Annotated in this window: 16 protein-coding genes and 1 tRNA gene; 4 read left to right on the top strand and 13 right to left on the bottom strand. The window is 63.6% G+C overall.

The window, feature by feature from the left end:
• The 4 genes from EOA23_RS03025 to rsfS all read right to left on the bottom strand — a co-directional run.
• Nucleotides 1-787 (bottom strand): S41 family peptidase (locus EOA23_RS03025; RefSeq protein WP_189341481.1); only part of this gene is annotated, 787 nt, incomplete at its 3' end.
• A gap of 1 nt (nt 788) precedes the next feature.
• Nucleotides 789-2,123, bottom strand: a complete 1,335-nt coding sequence (locus EOA23_RS03020) for a murein hydrolase activator EnvC (RefSeq protein ID WP_127302840.1) — start codon at nt 2,121-2,123, stop codon at nt 789-791.
• Between the two features lie 144 nt (nt 2,124-2,267).
• Nucleotides 2,268-2,750, bottom strand: coding sequence for a 23S rRNA (pseudouridine(1915)-N(3))-methyltransferase RlmH (rlmH, locus tag EOA23_RS03015; RefSeq protein WP_042645669.1), 483 nt, complete (start codon nt 2,748-2,750; stop codon nt 2,268-2,270).
• Nucleotides 2,751-2,811: 61 nt separating this feature from the next.
• Nucleotides 2,812-3,189, bottom strand: a complete 378-nt coding sequence (gene rsfS, locus EOA23_RS03010) for a ribosome silencing factor (protein WP_126080694.1) — start codon at nt 3,187-3,189, stop codon at nt 2,812-2,814.
• A gap of 243 nt (nt 3,190-3,432) precedes the next feature.
• Here rsfS and EOA23_RS03005 point away from each other — a divergent pair, with 243 nt between their 5' ends.
• A complete protein-coding gene (locus tag EOA23_RS03005) occupies nt 3,433-4,284 on the top strand; it encodes a mechanosensitive ion channel family protein (protein WP_127302839.1) in 852 nt (283 codons plus the stop codon).
• A gap of 5 nt (nt 4,285-4,289) precedes the next feature.
• Here EOA23_RS03005 and EOA23_RS03000 read toward each other — a convergent pair whose 3' ends face one another.
• The 5 genes from EOA23_RS03000 to obgE all read right to left on the bottom strand — a co-directional run bounded on the left by EOA23_RS03000 (nt 4,290) and on the right by obgE (nt 9,989).
• Nucleotides 4,290-5,576 carry an MFS transporter gene (locus EOA23_RS03000; RefSeq protein ID WP_127302838.1) on the bottom strand — a complete coding sequence of 429 codons (1,287 nt, stop codon included), beginning with the start codon at nt 5,574-5,576 and terminating at the stop codon, nt 4,290-4,292.
• A gap of 254 nt (nt 5,577-5,830) precedes the next feature.
• Nucleotides 5,831-6,418, bottom strand: a complete 588-nt coding sequence (locus EOA23_RS02995; protein WP_127302842.1) for a nicotinate-nucleotide adenylyltransferase — start codon at nt 6,416-6,418, stop codon at nt 5,831-5,833.
• A gap of 83 nt (nt 6,419-6,501) precedes the next feature.
• Nucleotides 6,502-7,788 carry a glutamate-5-semialdehyde dehydrogenase gene (locus EOA23_RS02990; protein WP_127302837.1) on the bottom strand — a complete coding sequence of 429 codons (1,287 nt, stop codon included), beginning with the start codon at nt 7,786-7,788 and terminating at the stop codon, nt 6,502-6,504.
• A 30-nt stretch (nt 7,789-7,818) separates the two neighbouring features.
• The gene (gene proB, locus EOA23_RS02985) at nt 7,819-8,958 is read right to left on the bottom strand and encodes a glutamate 5-kinase (protein ID WP_126063936.1); all 1,140 of its coding nucleotides are present in this window, start codon (nt 8,956-8,958) and stop codon (nt 7,819-7,821) included.
• Nucleotides 8,955-9,989, bottom strand: a complete 1,035-nt coding sequence (gene obgE / locus EOA23_RS02980; RefSeq protein ID WP_127302836.1) for a GTPase ObgE — start codon at nt 9,987-9,989, stop codon at nt 8,955-8,957. Before obgE ends, proB begins: the two co-directional genes overlap by 4 nt.
• Before the next feature lie 163 nt (nt 9,990-10,152).
• On the opposite strand from obgE, the gene EOA23_RS02975 reads away from it, so the two are divergent.
• Nucleotides 10,153-11,016 carry an endonuclease/exonuclease/phosphatase family protein gene (locus tag EOA23_RS02975; RefSeq protein ID WP_127302835.1) on the top strand — a complete coding sequence of 288 codons (864 nt, stop codon included), beginning with the start codon at nt 10,153-10,155 and terminating at the stop codon, nt 11,014-11,016.
• A gap of 7 nt (nt 11,017-11,023) precedes the next feature.
• Here the strand turns inward: EOA23_RS02975 and EOA23_RS02970 are convergent, their stop codons facing one another.
• The 4 genes from EOA23_RS02970 to EOA23_RS02955 all read right to left on the bottom strand — a co-directional run bounded on the left by EOA23_RS02970 (nt 11,024) and on the right by EOA23_RS02955 (nt 13,355).
• Entirely contained in the window at nt 11,024-11,557 is a 534-nt protein-coding gene (locus EOA23_RS02970; protein ID WP_127302841.1) for a GNAT family protein, read from the bottom strand.
• Nucleotides 11,558-11,578: 21 nt separating this feature from the next.
• Nucleotides 11,579-12,166 (bottom strand): GNAT family protein, encoded by a 588-nt coding sequence (locus EOA23_RS02965; protein ID WP_127302834.1) that lies wholly within the window; start codon nt 12,164-12,166, stop codon nt 11,579-11,581.
• Nucleotides 12,167-12,292: 126 nt separating this feature from the next.
• Nucleotides 12,293-12,562 (bottom strand): 50S ribosomal protein L27, encoded by a 270-nt coding sequence (rpmA, locus tag EOA23_RS02960; RefSeq protein ID WP_095767205.1) that lies wholly within the window; start codon nt 12,560-12,562, stop codon nt 12,293-12,295.
• A gap of 97 nt (nt 12,563-12,659) precedes the next feature.
• Complete coding sequence (locus tag EOA23_RS02955) at nt 12,660-13,355, bottom strand: 50S ribosomal protein L21 (RefSeq protein WP_127302833.1); 696 nt, start codon at nt 13,353-13,355, stop codon at nt 12,660-12,662.
• Nucleotides 13,356-13,697: 342 nt separating this feature from the next.
• Here EOA23_RS02955 and EOA23_RS02950 point away from each other — a divergent pair.
• Nucleotides 13,698-13,787 (top strand) — tRNA-Ser (locus EOA23_RS02950).
• A gap of 114 nt (nt 13,788-13,901) precedes the next feature.
• Nucleotides 13,902-15,224 (top strand): integrase, encoded by a 1,323-nt coding sequence (locus tag EOA23_RS02945; RefSeq protein ID WP_126057794.1) that lies wholly within the window; start codon nt 13,902-13,904, stop codon nt 15,222-15,224.
• Nucleotides 15,225-16,173 lie beyond the last annotated feature (949 nt).

Raw genomic sequence — 16,173 nt, 5'->3', positions numbered from 1 at the left:
AAACGATCTCGCCGCGCTTGAGGAAGGCGTCCGACACGCTGACCGCCTGGTCGAGCAGGCCGCCCGGATTGAGGCGCAGGTCGAGCACATAGCCCTTCAGCTTGTCGTTCGGCACCTGCTTCTTGATGTTCTCGATGGCGTTCTCGAGATCGTCATAGGTCTTCTCGGTGAAGGAGGTGATCTTCATGTAGCCGATGTCGTTCTCGACCCGGTACTTCACCGCCTTGACCTTGATGATGTCGCGCACCACCGTCAGCTCGATCGGCTTGTCGGCGCCCTGGCGCAGGATGGTGAGCTTGATCGGCGTGTTGACCGGCCCGCGCATCTTCTCGACCGCGTCGTTGAGGGTCAGGCCGCGAACCTCCTCGCCGTCGATCTTGGCGATGTAGTCGCCGGCAAGCACGCCCGCCTTGGCGGCCGGCGTGTCGTCGATCGGCGTGATCACCTTGACGAGATCGTTCTCCATCGTGACCTCGATACCGAGGCCGCCGAACTCGCCCTTGGTCTGCACGCGCATGTCCTGCGCCTGCTCGGCGTTCATGTAGGAGGAGTGCGGGTCAAGCGAGGCCAGCATGCCGTTGATGGCGTTCTCGACCAGCGACTTGTCGTCCGGCGGCGTCACATAATTTGCGCGCACGCGCTCGAAGATGTCGCCGAAGATCGCCAGCTGCTTGTAGGTTTCCGAACCCGCAGCGTTCGCCGCCGAGCCCGGTGTGCCGTAGACCAGGCTCATTGCCGATGCGCCCATCAGCGCGCCGGCAAACAGAAGCGACAGTTTCCGCATCATTTCACGTCCTTCCAGAGAATCGATCCGCCCACCATGGGGCTGGATCGACGGGTTTTCCATCCTTGCGGAACTCTACATAGAGTTCCGACGTCGAATTTTCATTCCGCGAGGCCGAGGTGCTTGCCACCCGGGCCTCTCCCATCGCGCCGATCGGCTCTCCCGCGAGCACCGACTGTCCCGTCGCGACGCTGATTCTGCTCATCCCCGCCAGGACGACATGATACCCATCGCCCGCATTGAGGATCAAGAGTTGACCATAGGAGCGAAACGGCCCCGCATAAAGCACGTTTCCATCCGCCGGTGCGGTGACGATGGCCCCCGATTGTGTCGCAACCATGTCGCCCTGCATCGCCGCGCCATTGCCATCATCGGTGCCGAAACGCCGCTTGATCTTGCCGATGACCGGCAGCGCGATCTGGCCTTGCAGGGCCGAAAACGGCGCCGATCCGGTGAGGCGGTTGGCCTCGGGCACCGGCAGCGCGGCAAGCTCGGTCGTCGAGGCCGTCGTGTCGCTGTCGGTCGATTTCCGTTCGCCCGCCTTGGCCTGGTCCTGCGCCTTGCGCGCCTTGTCGGCTTCGAGCGAAGCGATCAGGTCCTTGAGACTGCTCGCCTTCGCCGCCAGCTCCTGCGAGTGCCGTTGCTCGGCCGCCATCGCGGTCTGGGTATCGGCCTGCAGCTTCTTCTTGGCCTCGAGCAGCATGGTGAGCCGCTTCTTTTCCGCCGTCTGGTCGGTGACGGCGGCGGTGAGTCGCGCCCGTTCCGCCTCGATCGAGGCTGTAACCCTGGTCTGCTCCTTGAGATCGGCCATCAGCCTGTCGGTCTGCTGGCGCAGTTCCGGCACGACAGCGCCGAGCAGGATGGCGCTGCGCACCGACGACAGCGCGTCCTCGGGCTTGACCAGGATCGCCGGCGGCGGATTGAGCCCCATGCGCTGCAGCGCGCCGAGCACTTCGGCCAGCACGTCGCGCCGCGACATGAGCGAGGCGCGCAGCTTCTGCTCCTCGTCCTTCAGCCCTTCGAGCTTGGCGCCGATATCCTCGATGTCCTGGCCGAGCTTCTGCTCGGTCATCGCCGACTGGATCAGCGCCGCGGTGATCGAGGCATAATCCTTGCGCACTGAGGCGATGTCGGCGGCAAGCTTGGCCAGCCGCTCCGATGACAGCGTGATCTCCTTGGAGACCTGCTCGTATTCGGCCCGGCTCTGATCGGGATCCGGCGCCGCGTCCAGCGTGTTCTCGGCCGCCCGGACCGGCCCGAGCGCGACCACGGCGGCGACAAGGGTCAAGCCGCAGCGGCTGCGCCAGGTGCGCGTGATCGGGTACCAGCCTTCAGACATCCGGCCTCTAACCTATCCGCCGCTTCGTTAACGAACCATCAACCATGTTGGAAGCGCCCTACTCCAGCAGTGATGTTCAGCCTTTGAGGCGAAAATCCGAGCCGGGATAAGCAATCCCCAGCTTTTGGAGATGGCAAGCGCTCCTCACGACCGATGATACGGGTGGCCCGCCAGGATGGTCGCGACCCGGTAGAGCTGCTCGCCCAGCATCACGCGCACCAGCTGATGCGGCCAGGTCAGCGCGCCGAACGACAGCACGAGGTCTGCCTGTTCGCGCAAGGATTTGTCATGGCCGTCGGCGCCGCCGATGGCGATGACCAGCGCCTTGCGGCCGCCGTCGCGCAATTGGCCAATGCGGGCGGCAAGGTCCTCCGACGAAAGCGACTTGCCGCGCTCATCGAGCAGGATCAGAACGGTTCCGGCCTGCAACTGGGCCTGCAGCTTCTGGGCTTCCTCGCGGCGGCGCTCGTCGGCGCTCTGTCCGCGGCTTTCGGGGACCTCGACAATGCCGGCAAATTCCAGCCCGACCGGGGGCCCGCTCTTCGAAAAGCGCTCGAAATAGCGGTCGGCGAGTTCTCTCTCGGGGCCGGTCTTCATTCGGCCCACGGCATGAACGGTTATCTTCATCCTCGCCCCGGCGAGCTTGTCTAGCGCATACCGTGATGGTTCACGGCACGCGGATCAAGGCTCAGTGCAAGGTCTCTTCCTCGAGGTCCGGCGCCTGCCACATCTTTTCCAGATTGTAGAATTCGCGGACTTCGGGGCGGAAGACATGGACGATGATGTCGCCCGAATCGATCAGGACCCAGTCGGCGCTGGCCAGCCCCTCGACGCGCGCATTGCCGAGACCGGCATCTTTCAGCGCCTTGAGGAGATGATCGGCGACAGCCGAGACATGACGGTGCGATCGGCCCGAGGCGATGACCATATAGTCGCCGAGGCTCGATTTTCCCTGGATGTCGATTGAGACGATGTTTTCGGCCTTGGAGTCTTCCAGACTGGCAAGGACTGTGTCGATGGCGAGGCTCGCGGCGGCGTTGCCGCTGATCCCGGCCGGCGAAGGCATGATATCAGCCTTCTTCCGCAGTGCTGTTCTCAGTGTGTTTCCTTTCCCAACAAGAACAACCAAATCACCATGCAAATCAGGTGACACCACTTAGATAGGCAGAGTTCCATTGCAGTTTCAAGACGACGGCCGCTTTTGCCCGCCCGCGCCTTGATCCGGATCGCTGCTTTAGCAGTACCTGAAAAGCGGGAACTGATCCGGAATGCGCGGGTTATCGGCGCACCGACCAACGGGATCCCCGCCATGCCCACCGACCCGCAAAGCGCTCTCATCACCATCCAGGCCGGGCTCGCGCAGCTCAGCACCTTGATCGTTTCCTATTCCTTCTCTGCCATCGGCGCCGTGATCCTTTTGGTGGTCGGCTATCTGGTCGCCGGGCTTGCCGAACGCTCGATCTATGCCGGCCTCGGCCACATCCACGGCTTCGACGAGACCTTGCGGCACTTCTTCTCGCAGGTCGTGCGCTACGCCATCCTGATCCTCGTCGTCATCATGGTGCTTGGCCAGTTCGGCGTGCAGACGGCCTCCATCATCGCCGCGATCGGCGCCGCCGGCCTCGCTATCGGGCTGGCATTGCAGGGCACGCTGCAGAACATTGCCGCCGGCATCATGCTTCTGGCGCTGAGGCCCTTCCGCATCGGCGAGAATGTCGAGGTCGGCGCGATTGCGGGCACCGTCGAGGAGATCGGCCTCTTCGCCACCAAGCTGCGCACCGCCGAAGGCGTCTACATATTGGCGCCCAACTCGACTTTGTGGAACCAGCCGGTGCGCAACTTCACCCGCAACGGCGTGCGCCGCACCGACGTGACCCTGAGCATCGGTTCGTGGAACGATATCGACCGCGGGCAGAAGACGCTTCTTGCCATCGCCGGCGCCGAAAGGCGCATCCGGCGCGAACCGCCTCCGATCGCCTTCATCGCGAGTGTCGGCGACGCGACGGTTGCGCTCACCTTGCGTTACTGGACATCGGCCGCCGACTATTTCTCAACCCAGATCGACATGACCAAGCGCGCCAAGCAGGCCTTCGACAGCGAAGGCATCTCGATCCCGCTGCCGCCGCCGGAGCTGCCGGCGCCGGAAGCGCGCAAGCAGTAGCCGGCTCAATCCTGTCGGGGCTTCTCGTCCGGCGCGAAGGCGAGCTCCACCGGCAGCGGCGTCTGCGCCGACATCGGCGCGAAACTGCCGCTTGTGGCCGCGGGTGTCGGCCGGCCCGCCGTCACGCGCCACAGCACGAACAGACAGAAGGCCGACGCAATCACGATGCCGACATAGATGAAGGTCGCGGTGCCGAAGACGGCGGAAAGCGCCGTCACGATGCCGGGCACGATGAAGCCGGCCAGCGACCAGGCAAACAGCATCGAGCTCGACAGCGCCAGAAGCTCGTCCTTGGCGGCGCGGTCGGCGGCATGCGCGCTGGAGAGCGCGTAGATCGATTCCGACGCCCCGTCCCAGATCAGATAGATCACCACCAGCGCCATCAGCGCGCCGCCGTCGAAGACGATGGCAAGCACACTGGCGACGGTCGCCAGCGCCGCAGCGCCGGCCAGCACGTAGCGCCGGTCGGTGCGGTCGGAAATCCAGCCGAGCGGAATCTGCAGGATCAGCGTGCCGACCGGCATCGCCGACAACAGCAGCGCCACATCGGCCTGGCTGTAGCCCTTGGCTGTGGCGTGGATCGGCGCGAAGCCGGAAACGATCATCGACAGGCCGCCGACCGCCAGCATGCCGGCGACGCCTACCGGCGAGATGCGCCAGGCGCGCCGCAGCGCCACCGACGCCGCCTGCGGCGCCGGCGGCTGCGCAAGCCTGGTCATGCCGACCGGCAGGATGGAAAGAGCGGTGAAGGTGATGCCGATCAGCGACGCGGCCGCCGAGTGGATGTCGACCAGGGCGAGCGTCGCGTAACCCACGCCCAGCCCGGCAATATAGGCGACATAGAACACCGCCATCACCCGGCCGCGGATCGAATTCGGCAAGGCATCGTTCAGCCAACTCTGTGCGACGATGAACAGTCCGCAGATGGAGAAGCCGTAAAGCGCCCGCGCGGCGATCCACAAAAGCGGGATCGGCCCGGCGCCGATCGCCGCGTTGGAAAGCGCGATCAGCGCCGAAAGCACCATGAAGGCGCGGGCGTGGCCGACGCGCCGAACCAGCGGCCCGGTCAGGATGCAGCCGGCGAGCCCGCCGGCCGAAAGCCCGGTGACGATCAGCCCGGCCCAGGTCGGGTCGAAGCCATCGGCGCCGAGCCGCACCGGGATATAGGCAAACATCAGCCCATTGCCGATCGCGATCAGCGCCATCGACACGATGACGCTGGCAATGGCGATCAGCGGCGCCGGTTGTTCGGCGCGGACGGCCTCGGTCTTGGTGGGGTTCTGCTTCAGCATGCCTGCGCAGCATCGCCTACTGGAGGGCGGAAAGCCGCCGCAAAAGCGACATGGCCGGACTTCCCTTCCCCCCTTGTGGGGGAAGGTGGATTGCCGCGAAGCGGCAAGACGGATGAGGGGTGTTCCAGCGGAGTGAGAGGTTGGCGATCTCTTCGCTGGACAATCGGTGTCGCCAAGCCGGAGCACCCCTCATCCGTCTCGGCGCTGCGCGCCGATCCACCTTCTCCCACAGGGGGAGAAGGGAAAATCAGCGCTCAGCCCTTCGCGGCCTTGCGGATCGCCGTGGACGACAGCGACGAGCGCGGTCCGTGGATGAAGGTCCAGGCCGGCGCCTGCATGCGGGCAAGCAGGGGCGCGTCGCCCTCGTCGATGCGGGCGTAGTCGAAGGTCTTGGCGACGACCGACGACAGGAAGGAGAGCGTCGCGCCCGGGCGATCGATGACCGCGATCGGGAAGGTCAGCACGATCTCGCGCCAGCGCTGCCAGCGGTGGAAGTCGCGCAAGGAGTCCGCGCCCATGATCCAGACGAAATCGACACCCGGATTGCGCGCCTTGACCAGGGCCAGCGTGTCGGCGGTATAGCGCACATGCTGCGCTGCCTCGAAGGCGGTGACCTTGATCCTGGGATTCCTGGCGATCTTTTCGGAAAGCTCGATGCGCTCGGCGAGCGGCGCCAGTTCCCGCGCGCTTTTCAGCGGATTGCCAGGCGTCACCATCCACCACAGCTGGTCGAGCGCCAGCCTTCTCAGCGCGATCTCGGCGACCAGCGCATGGCCGGCATGCGGCGGATTGAACGATCCGCCGAACAGCCCGACCGTCAGGCCCCTGGCGGCGTGCGGCATGCGAAAGTAACGGGCCGGAACAGTCTGCTCGGCTTGCGAAAGCATTCGCCTTGGCCTCCCTCAGGCCTGCCGGGCGAAAAAGGTCAAGGCCTCACCTGTCCCGATCCGCGCACGCGGTATTTGAACGAGGTGAGCTGCTCGACGCCGACCGGCCCGCGCGCATGCATCTTGCCGGTGGCGATGCCGATCTCGGCGCCCATGCCGAACTCGCCGCCATCGGCGAACTGTGTCGAGGCATTGTGCAGCAGGATCGCCGAGTCGATCTCGTTGAAGAAGCGTTCCACAGCCTGCGCGTCCTCGGCGATGATCGCCTCGGTGTGGTGCGAGGAAAAGGTCTCGATATGCTCGATTGCGCCGGCGACGCCGTCGACCAGCTTCACCGCGATGATGGCGTCGAGATATTCCGTCACCCAGTCGGCATCGGTCGCCGGACTGGCTTCGGAAAAAGCCCGCAGCACCTCTTGGTCGGCATGGATCTCGCAGCCGGCGACGCGCAGCGCTTCGAGGATGGGCACGAGATGCGTGGCGGCCACCGCGCGGTCGACCAGCAGCGTCTCGGCGGCGCCGCAGACGCCGGTGCGCCGCATCTTGGCGTTGACCGCGATCTTCACCGCCATGTCGAGATCGGCCGAACGGTCGATATAGAGATGGCAGATGCCTTCGAGATGCGCGAAGACCGGCACCCGCGCTTCGGTCTGCACGCGCCCGACCAGGCTCTTGCCGCCGCGCGGGATGATGACGTCGAGATTGCCACTCAAGCCCTTGAGCATCTCGCCGACGGCGGCGCGGTCCGTGGTTGGCACCAGCTGGATGGCATCCTGCGGCAGGCCGGCGGCCTTCAGCCCTTCGACCATGCAAGCATGGATGGCGGCCGACGAATTGAGCGAATCCGAGCCGCCGCGCAGGATCACCGGATTGCCCGCCTTGAGGCAGAGCGCGCCGGCATCCGCCGTCACATTCGGCCGGCTCTCATAGATGACGCCGATGACGCCGAGCGGCGTGCGCACGCGTTCGATATGCAGCCCGTTCGGCCGGTCCCATGCGGCGATGACGTCGCCCACCGGATCCTTGAGCGCGGCGATCTCGCGAATGCCGTCGGCCATTGCCTTGATGCGCGAGGTGTCAAGCTTCAGCCGGTCCATGAAGGAGCCCGACAAACCGGCCTCCTCGCCATTCGACATGTCGATGGCGTTGGCCTCGAGGATCGCCTGCTCGTTGCGCAGGATGGCGTCGGCCATGGCGACAAGCGCGGCATTCTTGGCCTTGGTGGAAGCGATAGCCAACGGTCGGGCGGCTGCACGGGCGCGGCGGCCGATATCGACCATCAGCACAATCGTGTCTTCGCCGGATTTTTCATGCAGCTTCAGCATGGTCATCCTCCGCCCGTCGTCGTTCAATTCTTAGTCGTCGGCCAATACGTGGTCGCCGGCGACGCTTACCACAAGGTCGTCGCGATGGATCATCGCCGAACGCGCCTCATAGCCGAGCACATTTTCGATCTCGGCCGTCTTCAATCCCGCGATCCTTACGGCATCGGCGGCATCATAGGCAACAAGGCCGCGCGCGATCTCGCGGCCCTCGGGCGACAGGATCGCCACCGTGTCGCCGCGCGAGAAATTGCCGCTGACCAGCTTCACGCCCGCCGGCAGCAGCGACTTGCCCGATTTCAGCGCGCCGATGGCCCCGGCGTCGACGGTGAGCCGGCCGGCCGGCTCGAGCTGCCCGGCGATCCAGGTCTTGTAACCCTTCACCGGATTGGCGCTCGGCTTGAAGAAGGTCGCGCGCTCGCCGCGCTCGATCGCCATCAGCGGCGACAGCCTGGTGCCCGAGGTGATGATCATCGCCGTGCCGGCGGCATTGGCGATCTTGCCGGCGTCGAGTTTTGTCCGCATGCCGCCGCGCGACAGCTCGGACGCGGCGGCGCCCGCCATCGCCTCGATGTCCGGCGTGATGCGGTCGACCACCGGGATGAATTTTGCTCCCGGGTCCTTGGCCGGCGGCGCCGTGTAGAGCCCGTCAATGTCGGAGAGCAGCACCAAAAGGTCGGCACCCATCATCGTCGCCACCCGCGCCGCCAGCCGGTCATTGTCGCCGTAGCGGATTTCCGAGGTGGCTACCGTATCGTTCTCGTTGATGACCGGCACCGCCTTCATCTTGAGCAGCGTCGAGATCGTCGCGCGCGCGTTGAGGTAGCGGCGGCGCTCCTCGGTGTCGCCCAGGGTCAAGAGAATCTGGCCCGATTTCAGCCCGTCCTTGCCGAGCGCGTCCGACCAGGCGCCGGCAAGCGCGATCTGGCCGACGGCGGCCGCCGCCTGGCTCTCCTCAAGCTTCAGCGCGCGCTTGCCGAGGCTGAGAATGGTGCGCCCAAGCGCGATCGCGCCAGAGGAGACGACGAGCACTTCCGCGCCGGCATTGGCGAGCACTGCGATGTCGTCGGCAAGCGAGGTAAGCCAGTCGCGCTTCAACCCGGTCGCGCGGTCGACGAGCAGCGCCGAGCCGATCTTGACGGTGATACGCCGGTACGATTTCAGCGATTTCATGGGTTTTGCCAACGCGTCTCGACGGGAGCCGGAACGGCGTCCCGCGATTCGGCGACGACCGCCATCAGCGCGCGCAGCACCGCCTCGACGCCTTCGCCGGTGACGGCCGACAGAAGCAGCGGCGCGCGACCGGCGGCGCGCTTCAGCGAGGCCGCCTTCTTCTTGCGGGCTTCCGCGTCGAGAATATCGACCTGGGAAAGCGCAACGATCTCGACCTTGTCGGTCAACCCATGGCCATAGGCCTCAAGCTCGGCGCGCACCGTCTTGTAGGCCTTGCCGGGATTTTCCTCCTGCGCCGAGACGAGGTGGAGCAGCACGCGCGTGCGCTCGACATGGCCGAGGAAGCGGTCGCCGATGCCGACGCCCTCATGCGCGCCCTCGATCAGGCCTGGGATGTCGGCCAGCACGAATTCGCGGCCGTCGATGCGGGCGACGCCGAGGCCGGGATAGAGCGTGGTGAACGGATAGTCGGCAATCTTCGGCTTGGCCGCGGTGACGGCGGCCAGGAAAGTCGATTTGCCGGCATTGGGCAGCCCGACCAGGCCGGCATCGGCGATCAGCTTGAGCCGGAGCCAGATGCTGAGTTCCTCGCCGGGCAGGCCGGGATTGGCGCGGCGCGGCGCCTGGTTGGTCGAGGTCTTGAAATGCTGGTTGCCGAAGCCGCCATTGCCGCCCTTGGCAAGCAGGAAGCGCTGGCCGACCACGATCAGGTCGCAGATCAGCGTCTCATTGTCCTCGGCGAAGATCTGCGTGCCGGCCGGCACTTTCAGCGTGATGTCGGCGCCCTTGGCGCCGGTCATGTTGCGGCCCATGCCATGCATGCCGGTCTTGGCCTTGAAGTGCTGCTGGTAGCGGTAGTCGATGAGCGTGTTCAGCCCGTCGACCGCTTCCGCCCAGACATCGCCGCCTCGCCCGCCGTCGCCGCCATCCGGGCCGCCGAACTCGATGAATTTCTCGCGCCGGAACGACACCGATCCAGCGCCGCCGTCGCCGGAACGTATGTAAACCTTGGCCTGGTCGAGGAATTTCATCGGATTTTCAAGTTTCTGCTGATGTCCATGAGCGATTGCTCTAAGGCATGCCTTAAACCAAGGCGGAGCTAAGGGCGAGGCCCGTTTTGCGACTAAAGCGCCTGATGCCCTTTAGCCGGGGACGCGGTAGCACTGTCGCGGGGAGTGCTGGAGGGGCACGGGAATGGAGATCGTCACCTACAACATCCAATACGGCATCGGCCTCGACGGTAGATACGATGTCGGGCGCATCGCCGACGCGGTGCGCGGCGCCGATGTCATCGCACTGCAGGAAGTGACCCGCAACAACCCGCGCAACGGCGACCGCGACATGGTGGCCGAGATCAGCGAGGCGCTGCCCGATTATTTTGCCGCCTATGGCAGCAATTTCGAGGTCAATATCGGCTCGCGCCTGGAGAACGGCCGGGCCATCTCGACGTCCTTTCAGCTCGGCAACATGGTGCTGTCGAAGACGCCCATTCATCTGTCGCGCAATCTCCTTCTGCCGCGCAGCCGCAGCCTCGAGACCATGAACTTCCAGCGCGGCGCGCTGGAGGCGCTGATCGAGACGCCGCTCGGCTTCATCCGCTTCTACTCCACCCATCTCGATCACCGCAGCCCGGTCGAGCGCCAGGGTCAAATCCGTTTCCTGCGCCAGCGCCTCCTGAACTATGCGCTGGAAGGCGGCGGCCTGTCGGGCATTCCCGAGATCGGCCTTCCGGACCTGCCCTATCCGGAAGCCTTCATCGTCATGGGCGACTTCAACATGCTGCCCGGCTCGCCCGAATATGTCGAGCTGGCCGGCCGGCCGGATCATGAGTTCGGCATGCCGCTGACCGCCGACCTCGCCGTCGATGTCGCCCAGCGTCTGGCGGTCGCCGACCTCGTCACCTGGGTGGATCCTGAGCGGCCCGACGACAAGAGCCGCCACAAATGCATCGACTACATCTTTACCAGCGCCTCGCTCGCCAGATCGCTGCAGCGCCTGTGGTCCGACCGGGACGCCATCGGCTCCGACCACCTCCCGCTCTGGGCCGAACTGGACTGACGGCTCCTTATTCGGCAGCGTTTTCGCGTTCGACGATCGCCATCATGATCGTATCGCCGTATTGCCCGTCGATACAAATGGCGTCGCGCTGAACGCCCTCCCTGACAAACCCGACCTTGTCGTAAAGAGCGATGGCGCGAGGATTGTCGGCATGCACGCACAGCTCGACGCGGACAAAGCCGACCTTGCGTGCCTGTGCCAAGGCCGAATTGATAAGCCGCAGTCCAAGCCCACGCCCGCGATGGGCGGTAACGATCCCCATTCCGAGCGTGCCGCGATGGGCATGGATGGGCCGTTCAAGGCGTGAGATATCGCACCAGCCGACGACCTCGCCGCGAACGACGGCAACGAAGCCAGGATCGCCCGCCGCGATACGGTCCAACACGAAGCGCCGGGTTTGATCGAGTGGCGGCGCTTCGAGGAACGACAGGTACTTCCGCTCACGCGCAACGAGATCGAGAGCGCGATGAAAGCTTTCGATGTGACCCGGCGCTATCCGCGTGATCGCGATCGTTTCAATATCGTTGCTGTCATCGACCATTGGCTTGACCGGCGTCATCCATCAATAGTGGATCCAGTTGCGGAGACTGTTCCACGTCTTGCGATCCAAGCGATAACGCTCGACAGGCACCTGGCCGGCGACGATCGAATTCAGCATGCCCTGGCCGGCATACTGGAAGCCGCATTTGTGGATCACCCGCCGCGAGGCCGGATTGATCACCCGGGTCGAGGCATGCAGCACCTGGATCGAGGTCCGCTGGAAGGCGAGGTCGACCAGCGCATGCGCGGCCTCGGTGGCGTAGCCGCGCTTCCAAAAAGGCTCGCCGATCCAGTAGCCCAGCTCCAGGCCGCGATCGGTCGTGTTCAGGCCGGCGCAGCCGACGAAAGTGTCGCTGTCCCTGAGCGTCAGCGCATAGACGATGCCGGCGCGCCGCGACGCCGCCATGGCAAGGAAGGTACGGCCCTCGGCCTCGCCATAAGGATGCGGCATGCGGGCCAGCATTTCGGCGACATGTCGGTTGTCGGCAAGCGTGACGAGTTGCTCGAGATCGCTCTCGCGCGGGGCGCGCATGATCAGCCGCTCGGTGGCCAGCGCCGGGCAATCGATCGCATAACTTTCGTCTTCGGTGTCTTCCGCTTCGGCAACCATTTTAGTCCTCCAGGGCAAGAAAAAATGAAAAAGGAGAGAGGGCGAGCCCATCTCTCCTGATCCTTTTCCTGGCCTGGCCAGACACCGGTTCCCGAGATGGGCGCCGGTGTTATGGTGCGGAACCGGCTACTCCGCTGCTTTGGTAATCGGGTTCACCGATACGTAGGTTCGGCCGTTGGCTTTCTTGTTGAAGGTGACTGCGCCAGCTTCGAGCGCAAAAAGGGTGTGGTCCGTGCCCATGCCAACATTGGTGCCCGGATGCCATTGCGTGCCGCGCTGACGAATGATGATGTTGCCGGCGATGACGGCTTCGCCGCCGAACTTCTTCACGCCCAGACGCTTGGAGTGCGAATCGCGACCATTCCGCGACGAACCGCCAGCTTTCTTGTGTGCCATTTGACTAACTCCGATGCGCCCTGAGGCGCTTGAATGGTCTTATGAACGCGTTCGCGTTCCGTTTCAAGTCCGTACCGGCGACGATCGTCGCCGGAAATTACTTCTTCGCCAGTTCCTTGGCCTGCTCGCGCCAGTCCTTGATCTGGTCGGCGCTGAACGGCATGTGCTCGTCGATCTTGGCGACATCCTTGTCGGTGAGCTTGGCGAGCTGCGCGAAGGTGATGATGCCCTGCTCGGCGAGGTCCTTCGCCGCGACTGGGCCGATGCCCTTGATCACGGTCAGGTCGTCCGGCTCGCCTTTCGGCGCCTTGAACAGCGGCGCGGCCTTTGCCTCTTCGCCGGCAGCGGCCTCGGCCTTGGTTTCCTTCTTGGCCTTCGGCTCCTTCGCAGCCGCCTCGGCCTTCGCCTCGGCGGCGACTTCAGCCTTCGCCTCTGCCTTGGCTTCCGGCTTCGCGGCAGCCTTCTTCGACGGCTTGGCGCCACCCAGCAGGATCTCGGCGATCCGGACGGTGGTCAAAAGCTGGCGGTGGCCGATCTTGCGGCGCGAATTCTGGCGGCGGCGCTTCTTGAAAGCGATTACGGTGCGGTTCTTGCCCTGCTCGACGACTTCCGCCGTAACCAGAGCGCCATCGACGAACGGCGCGCCGAAGGTGACATTCTCGCCCTCGCCATGCGCGAGCACATTGCCGATCTCGACGATATCGCCGACCTTGGCTTCGAGTTTCTCGATCTTCAGGAGATCGTTGGCGGCGACGCGATACTGCTTGCCGCCCGTTTTGATGACTGCGAACATTTTTTGCCTTTCGCTGTTCGGTCGGCCTCGATGAACCGCCTCGGGCGGTTCGGCCGTCTTTTTGTCAGTCTGCGGGTTCAAAAAACAAGCGGCGCGGAAGAGCCTCCACGCCGAATGCGGGCTGTCCCTAACCGAAGGTTGCGTTGGAGTCAAGGCAAACAGACCCAGGCAAACAGGCTTGCCCCGGACGACACGCCGAGCCATGCCGCCGGCAAAGGAGGCAGGCGCGCCGTCGCCGCTGCTTTTCGTGGAAGCTGGAATTCGCTCGAATAGGGCCTTGTAACTCCAGCAGTCAGCCGTTATCTAGTGCGCCGCGCCGGCAACGGCCGACCATGACCTCGCGGAGAGGTGGCAGAGTGGTCGAATGCACCGCACTCGAAATGCGGCATACTCGCAAGGGTATCGGGGGTTCGAATCCCTCCCTCTCCGCCATTTAGCTTCCATAATAATCGTTTCCTTTCAAAAGCTTCCTTGTTGCGCTTGACCAGCGCGAAGCGAAACTTATCTTAGACTGTGTAACAAACTGTGTAACATTAGAGAAAGATAATGCGACGTTCCGCAGCGCCAAAGCCGCATAAACGTGAAGGCATCTGGTATCTCGTCCGCAGGGTGCCGAAGGAATTCGCGGCGTTTGATCGCCGCTGCCTAGTACGCATTTCCACGGGCGTCGCCGTGGCTGACGATCCCCGCGGTGTACGGGCGCGAGATGCAGTGCAAAGCCTCGGCGCGGGGCTGGAGGCGTATTGGCGTAGACTGCGGGAAGGCCAATCCGCCGAGGCGGGGCTGCGTTTCGAAGCCGCGAGGAAGCGCGCGCGGTCATTTGGATTGGCCTATCGCTCTAACGAGGAACTAGCAGCGGGGCCGCTCGACGAACTCATGGCCCGTATCAAGCTGCTCCTCGACAAAAAATCGATCGAGGACGCGCAGGACGTCTCGGCCGTCATGGGTGGGGAGAAGCGGCCAGCGGTCCGCCTGAGCGGTCTTATCAAGGAATTCGAGACGATCGAGCAACAGAACTTGCTGACCATGTCGCCTAACCAAATCAAGAAATGGCGTAACCCCAAAAAGCGCGCAGTTGCCAATCTGGTTGGAGTCATTGGCGACAAGGAGATCGCAAGCCTCACTCGGGACGACGCAATCGCGTTCCGCGAGTGGTGGCAAAAGCGGATCGTTGAGGATGGACTTGATATCGGTACGGCCAACAAGGACATCGGCCATGTTTCGAAAATGCTGCGCGTCGTCGATCTGACTCACCAGCTCAAGCTGGAGCCGGTTTTTCGAAACCTGCGTCTTTCCGGCGCCGTCCCCGGGCAACGCGCTGCGTTCACAGCGGAGTTCATTCAGGAGAAGATACTCGCTGAAGGCGCGCTCGACGGACTCAATGACGAAGCCCGCCATCTAATCTATGTGATTGCCGATACCGGACTCAGGCTTTCTGAAGCGGCAAACCTCACCACCGAAACAATCCACCTCGATCAAGAAATCCCGCATGTGCGGGTGCGCCCCAATGGCCGTCGCTTGAAGACCGGTCATTCAGCCCGTGACATTCCCTTGGTTGGCGGCGCACTTGCAGCCATCAAGCTCCATCCGGACGGCTTTCCTCGTTATCGCGACAAGGCCGCGTCACTTTCAGCGCTCGTCAACAAGGTGCTCGCCAGCAAGGAACTTCTGCCGACTTCCGAGCATAGTCTTTATAGCCTGCGACACACTTTCGAGGACCGGCTGACGGCAGTTGAGGCGCCGGAGAAGGTAATTGCTTCTCTGATGGGCCACAAATGGATCCGGCCCAAATACGGCGCGGGACCTTCGTTAGCGCAAAAGCGCGAGTGGCTTCAAAAAATCGCTTTTACCCCGCCCGGGCGAATGTGATTGCGGCGCCATCCAGGCCTTGAGAACCAACCTCACGGCTCCAGCTGTCCGAGCCATTTAGGTTGAGCGTGGCCAGCACGCGCTGCGCTCGCTCGCGATTTCCGAGCTTCCGCCGCATTTGTTCGACCTCGTATTCCAGCCTTTCGAAGGTCGGTATATAGGCATCTCCATGCCGGATGACCAAGTAGGCGGCAACAGCTAGACAGCATTCTAGCTCCGTGGCCGATGGATCGGAAAAAGGGGCGACGCCATACCAAGACGAGCAACGCCTCTCGAGGGCTTCCGAACTAGGCAAACGGCCAGCATGTGGCATGGGATACAAACCTATGCCTGATCGACGAACCTAAAGTGCTCACGAAGCTTGACCGGTACGCGGGCCATCGGAGGGTTCTGCCTAAAACCGCCAAAAATTTTGAAACACCCATTCATCCGGCTCGAATTCAAAGGGATCGGCGATTTTTGGGTTATGGCTTGCAAGCATAGTTCAGCCCAGACAAGAACGCCTGATATCTTGTCGTTCACTGTCACCCTGCCAAATATGGTGCCGGTGACAACGGCAGTTTGGCGAGCAGAAGAATTCCCGAGACTGAGACGTTCTACGGCTTGGCCCATGTTCGCGCTCCTCCTCGATTGGAGACAGGATGGGCCATATGGAAGCGAATAAAAGGAGGTTGGTGACGAGTCTCGGTAGTGGAGTAGAAACGGGTGGAAAAGCTTGCGCTATTCGCCGTCGGCGCCGCTAAGCGCATTTGAGAGAAGGGGCAACGATCGCCAAGAGATGACGTCCGATCGCAAGCCGGCTAGAAATGCGACAGTGACGCGCCTTTTTTGGCACGACCTTAGCACCCGATCGGGCCTCAGCTGGTCGTCGTTGCGCAGCCGATCGGGTGCGATTTTTATAAAGCTCTCTTGGCTTTAGCTTTGAGAGCCCGTCATCGAGACAAATGCA

Origin of the sequence: Mesorhizobium sp. M2A.F.Ca.ET.042.01.1.1 (assembly GCF_003997405.1) — a bacterium.
GTDB lineage: Bacteria > Pseudomonadota > Alphaproteobacteria > Rhizobiales > Rhizobiaceae > Mesorhizobium.
Note: the sequence above shows the minus strand (reverse complement) of the source record. Positions and strands in the feature narration are given on the sequence as shown.

Coding starts and splice junctions, on each gene's coding strand:
- EOA23_RS02990 (WP_127302837.1), bottom strand. CDS start 7,788: ATGCTGAAGCTGCATGAAAAATCCGGCGAAGACACGATTGTGCTGATG.
- EOA23_RS02970 (WP_127302841.1), bottom strand. CDS start 11,557: ATGGTCGATGACAGCAACGATATTGAAACGATCGCGATCACGCGGATA.
- EOA23_RS03000 (WP_127302838.1), bottom strand. CDS start 5,576: ATGCTGAAGCAGAACCCCACCAAGACCGAGGCCGTCCGCGCCGAACAA.
- proB (WP_126063936.1), bottom strand. CDS start 8,958: ATGAAATCGCTGAAATCGTACCGGCGTATCACCGTCAAGATCGGCTCG.
- EOA23_RS02955 (WP_127302833.1), bottom strand. CDS start 13,355: ATGTTCGCAGTCATCAAAACGGGCGGCAAGCAGTATCGCGTCGCCGCC.
- EOA23_RS02975 (WP_127302835.1), top strand. CDS start 10,153: ATGGAGATCGTCACCTACAACATCCAATACGGCATCGGCCTCGACGGT.
- rsfS (WP_126080694.1), bottom strand. CDS start 3,189: ATGCCTTCGCCGGCCGGGATCAGCGGCAACGCCGCCGCGAGCCTCGCC.
- rlmH (WP_042645669.1), bottom strand. CDS start 2,750: ATGAAGATAACCGTTCATGCCGTGGGCCGAATGAAGACCGGCCCCGAG.
- EOA23_RS02945 (WP_126057794.1), top strand. CDS start 13,902: ATGCGACGTTCCGCAGCGCCAAAGCCGCATAAACGTGAAGGCATCTGG.
- EOA23_RS03005 (WP_127302839.1), top strand. CDS start 3,433: ATGCCCACCGACCCGCAAAGCGCTCTCATCACCATCCAGGCCGGGCTC.
- EOA23_RS02995 (WP_127302842.1), bottom strand. CDS start 6,418: ATGCCGCACGCCGCCAGGGGCCTGACGGTCGGGCTGTTCGGCGGATCG.
- EOA23_RS02965 (WP_127302834.1), bottom strand. CDS start 12,166: ATGGTTGCCGAAGCGGAAGACACCGAAGACGAAAGTTATGCGATCGAT.
- EOA23_RS03020 (WP_127302840.1), bottom strand. CDS start 2,123: ATGTCTGAAGGCTGGTACCCGATCACGCGCACCTGGCGCAGCCGCTGC.
- obgE (WP_127302836.1), bottom strand. CDS start 9,989: ATGAAATTCCTCGACCAGGCCAAGGTTTACATACGTTCCGGCGACGGC.
- rpmA (WP_095767205.1), bottom strand. CDS start 12,562: ATGGCACACAAGAAAGCTGGCGGTTCGTCGCGGAATGGTCGCGATTCG.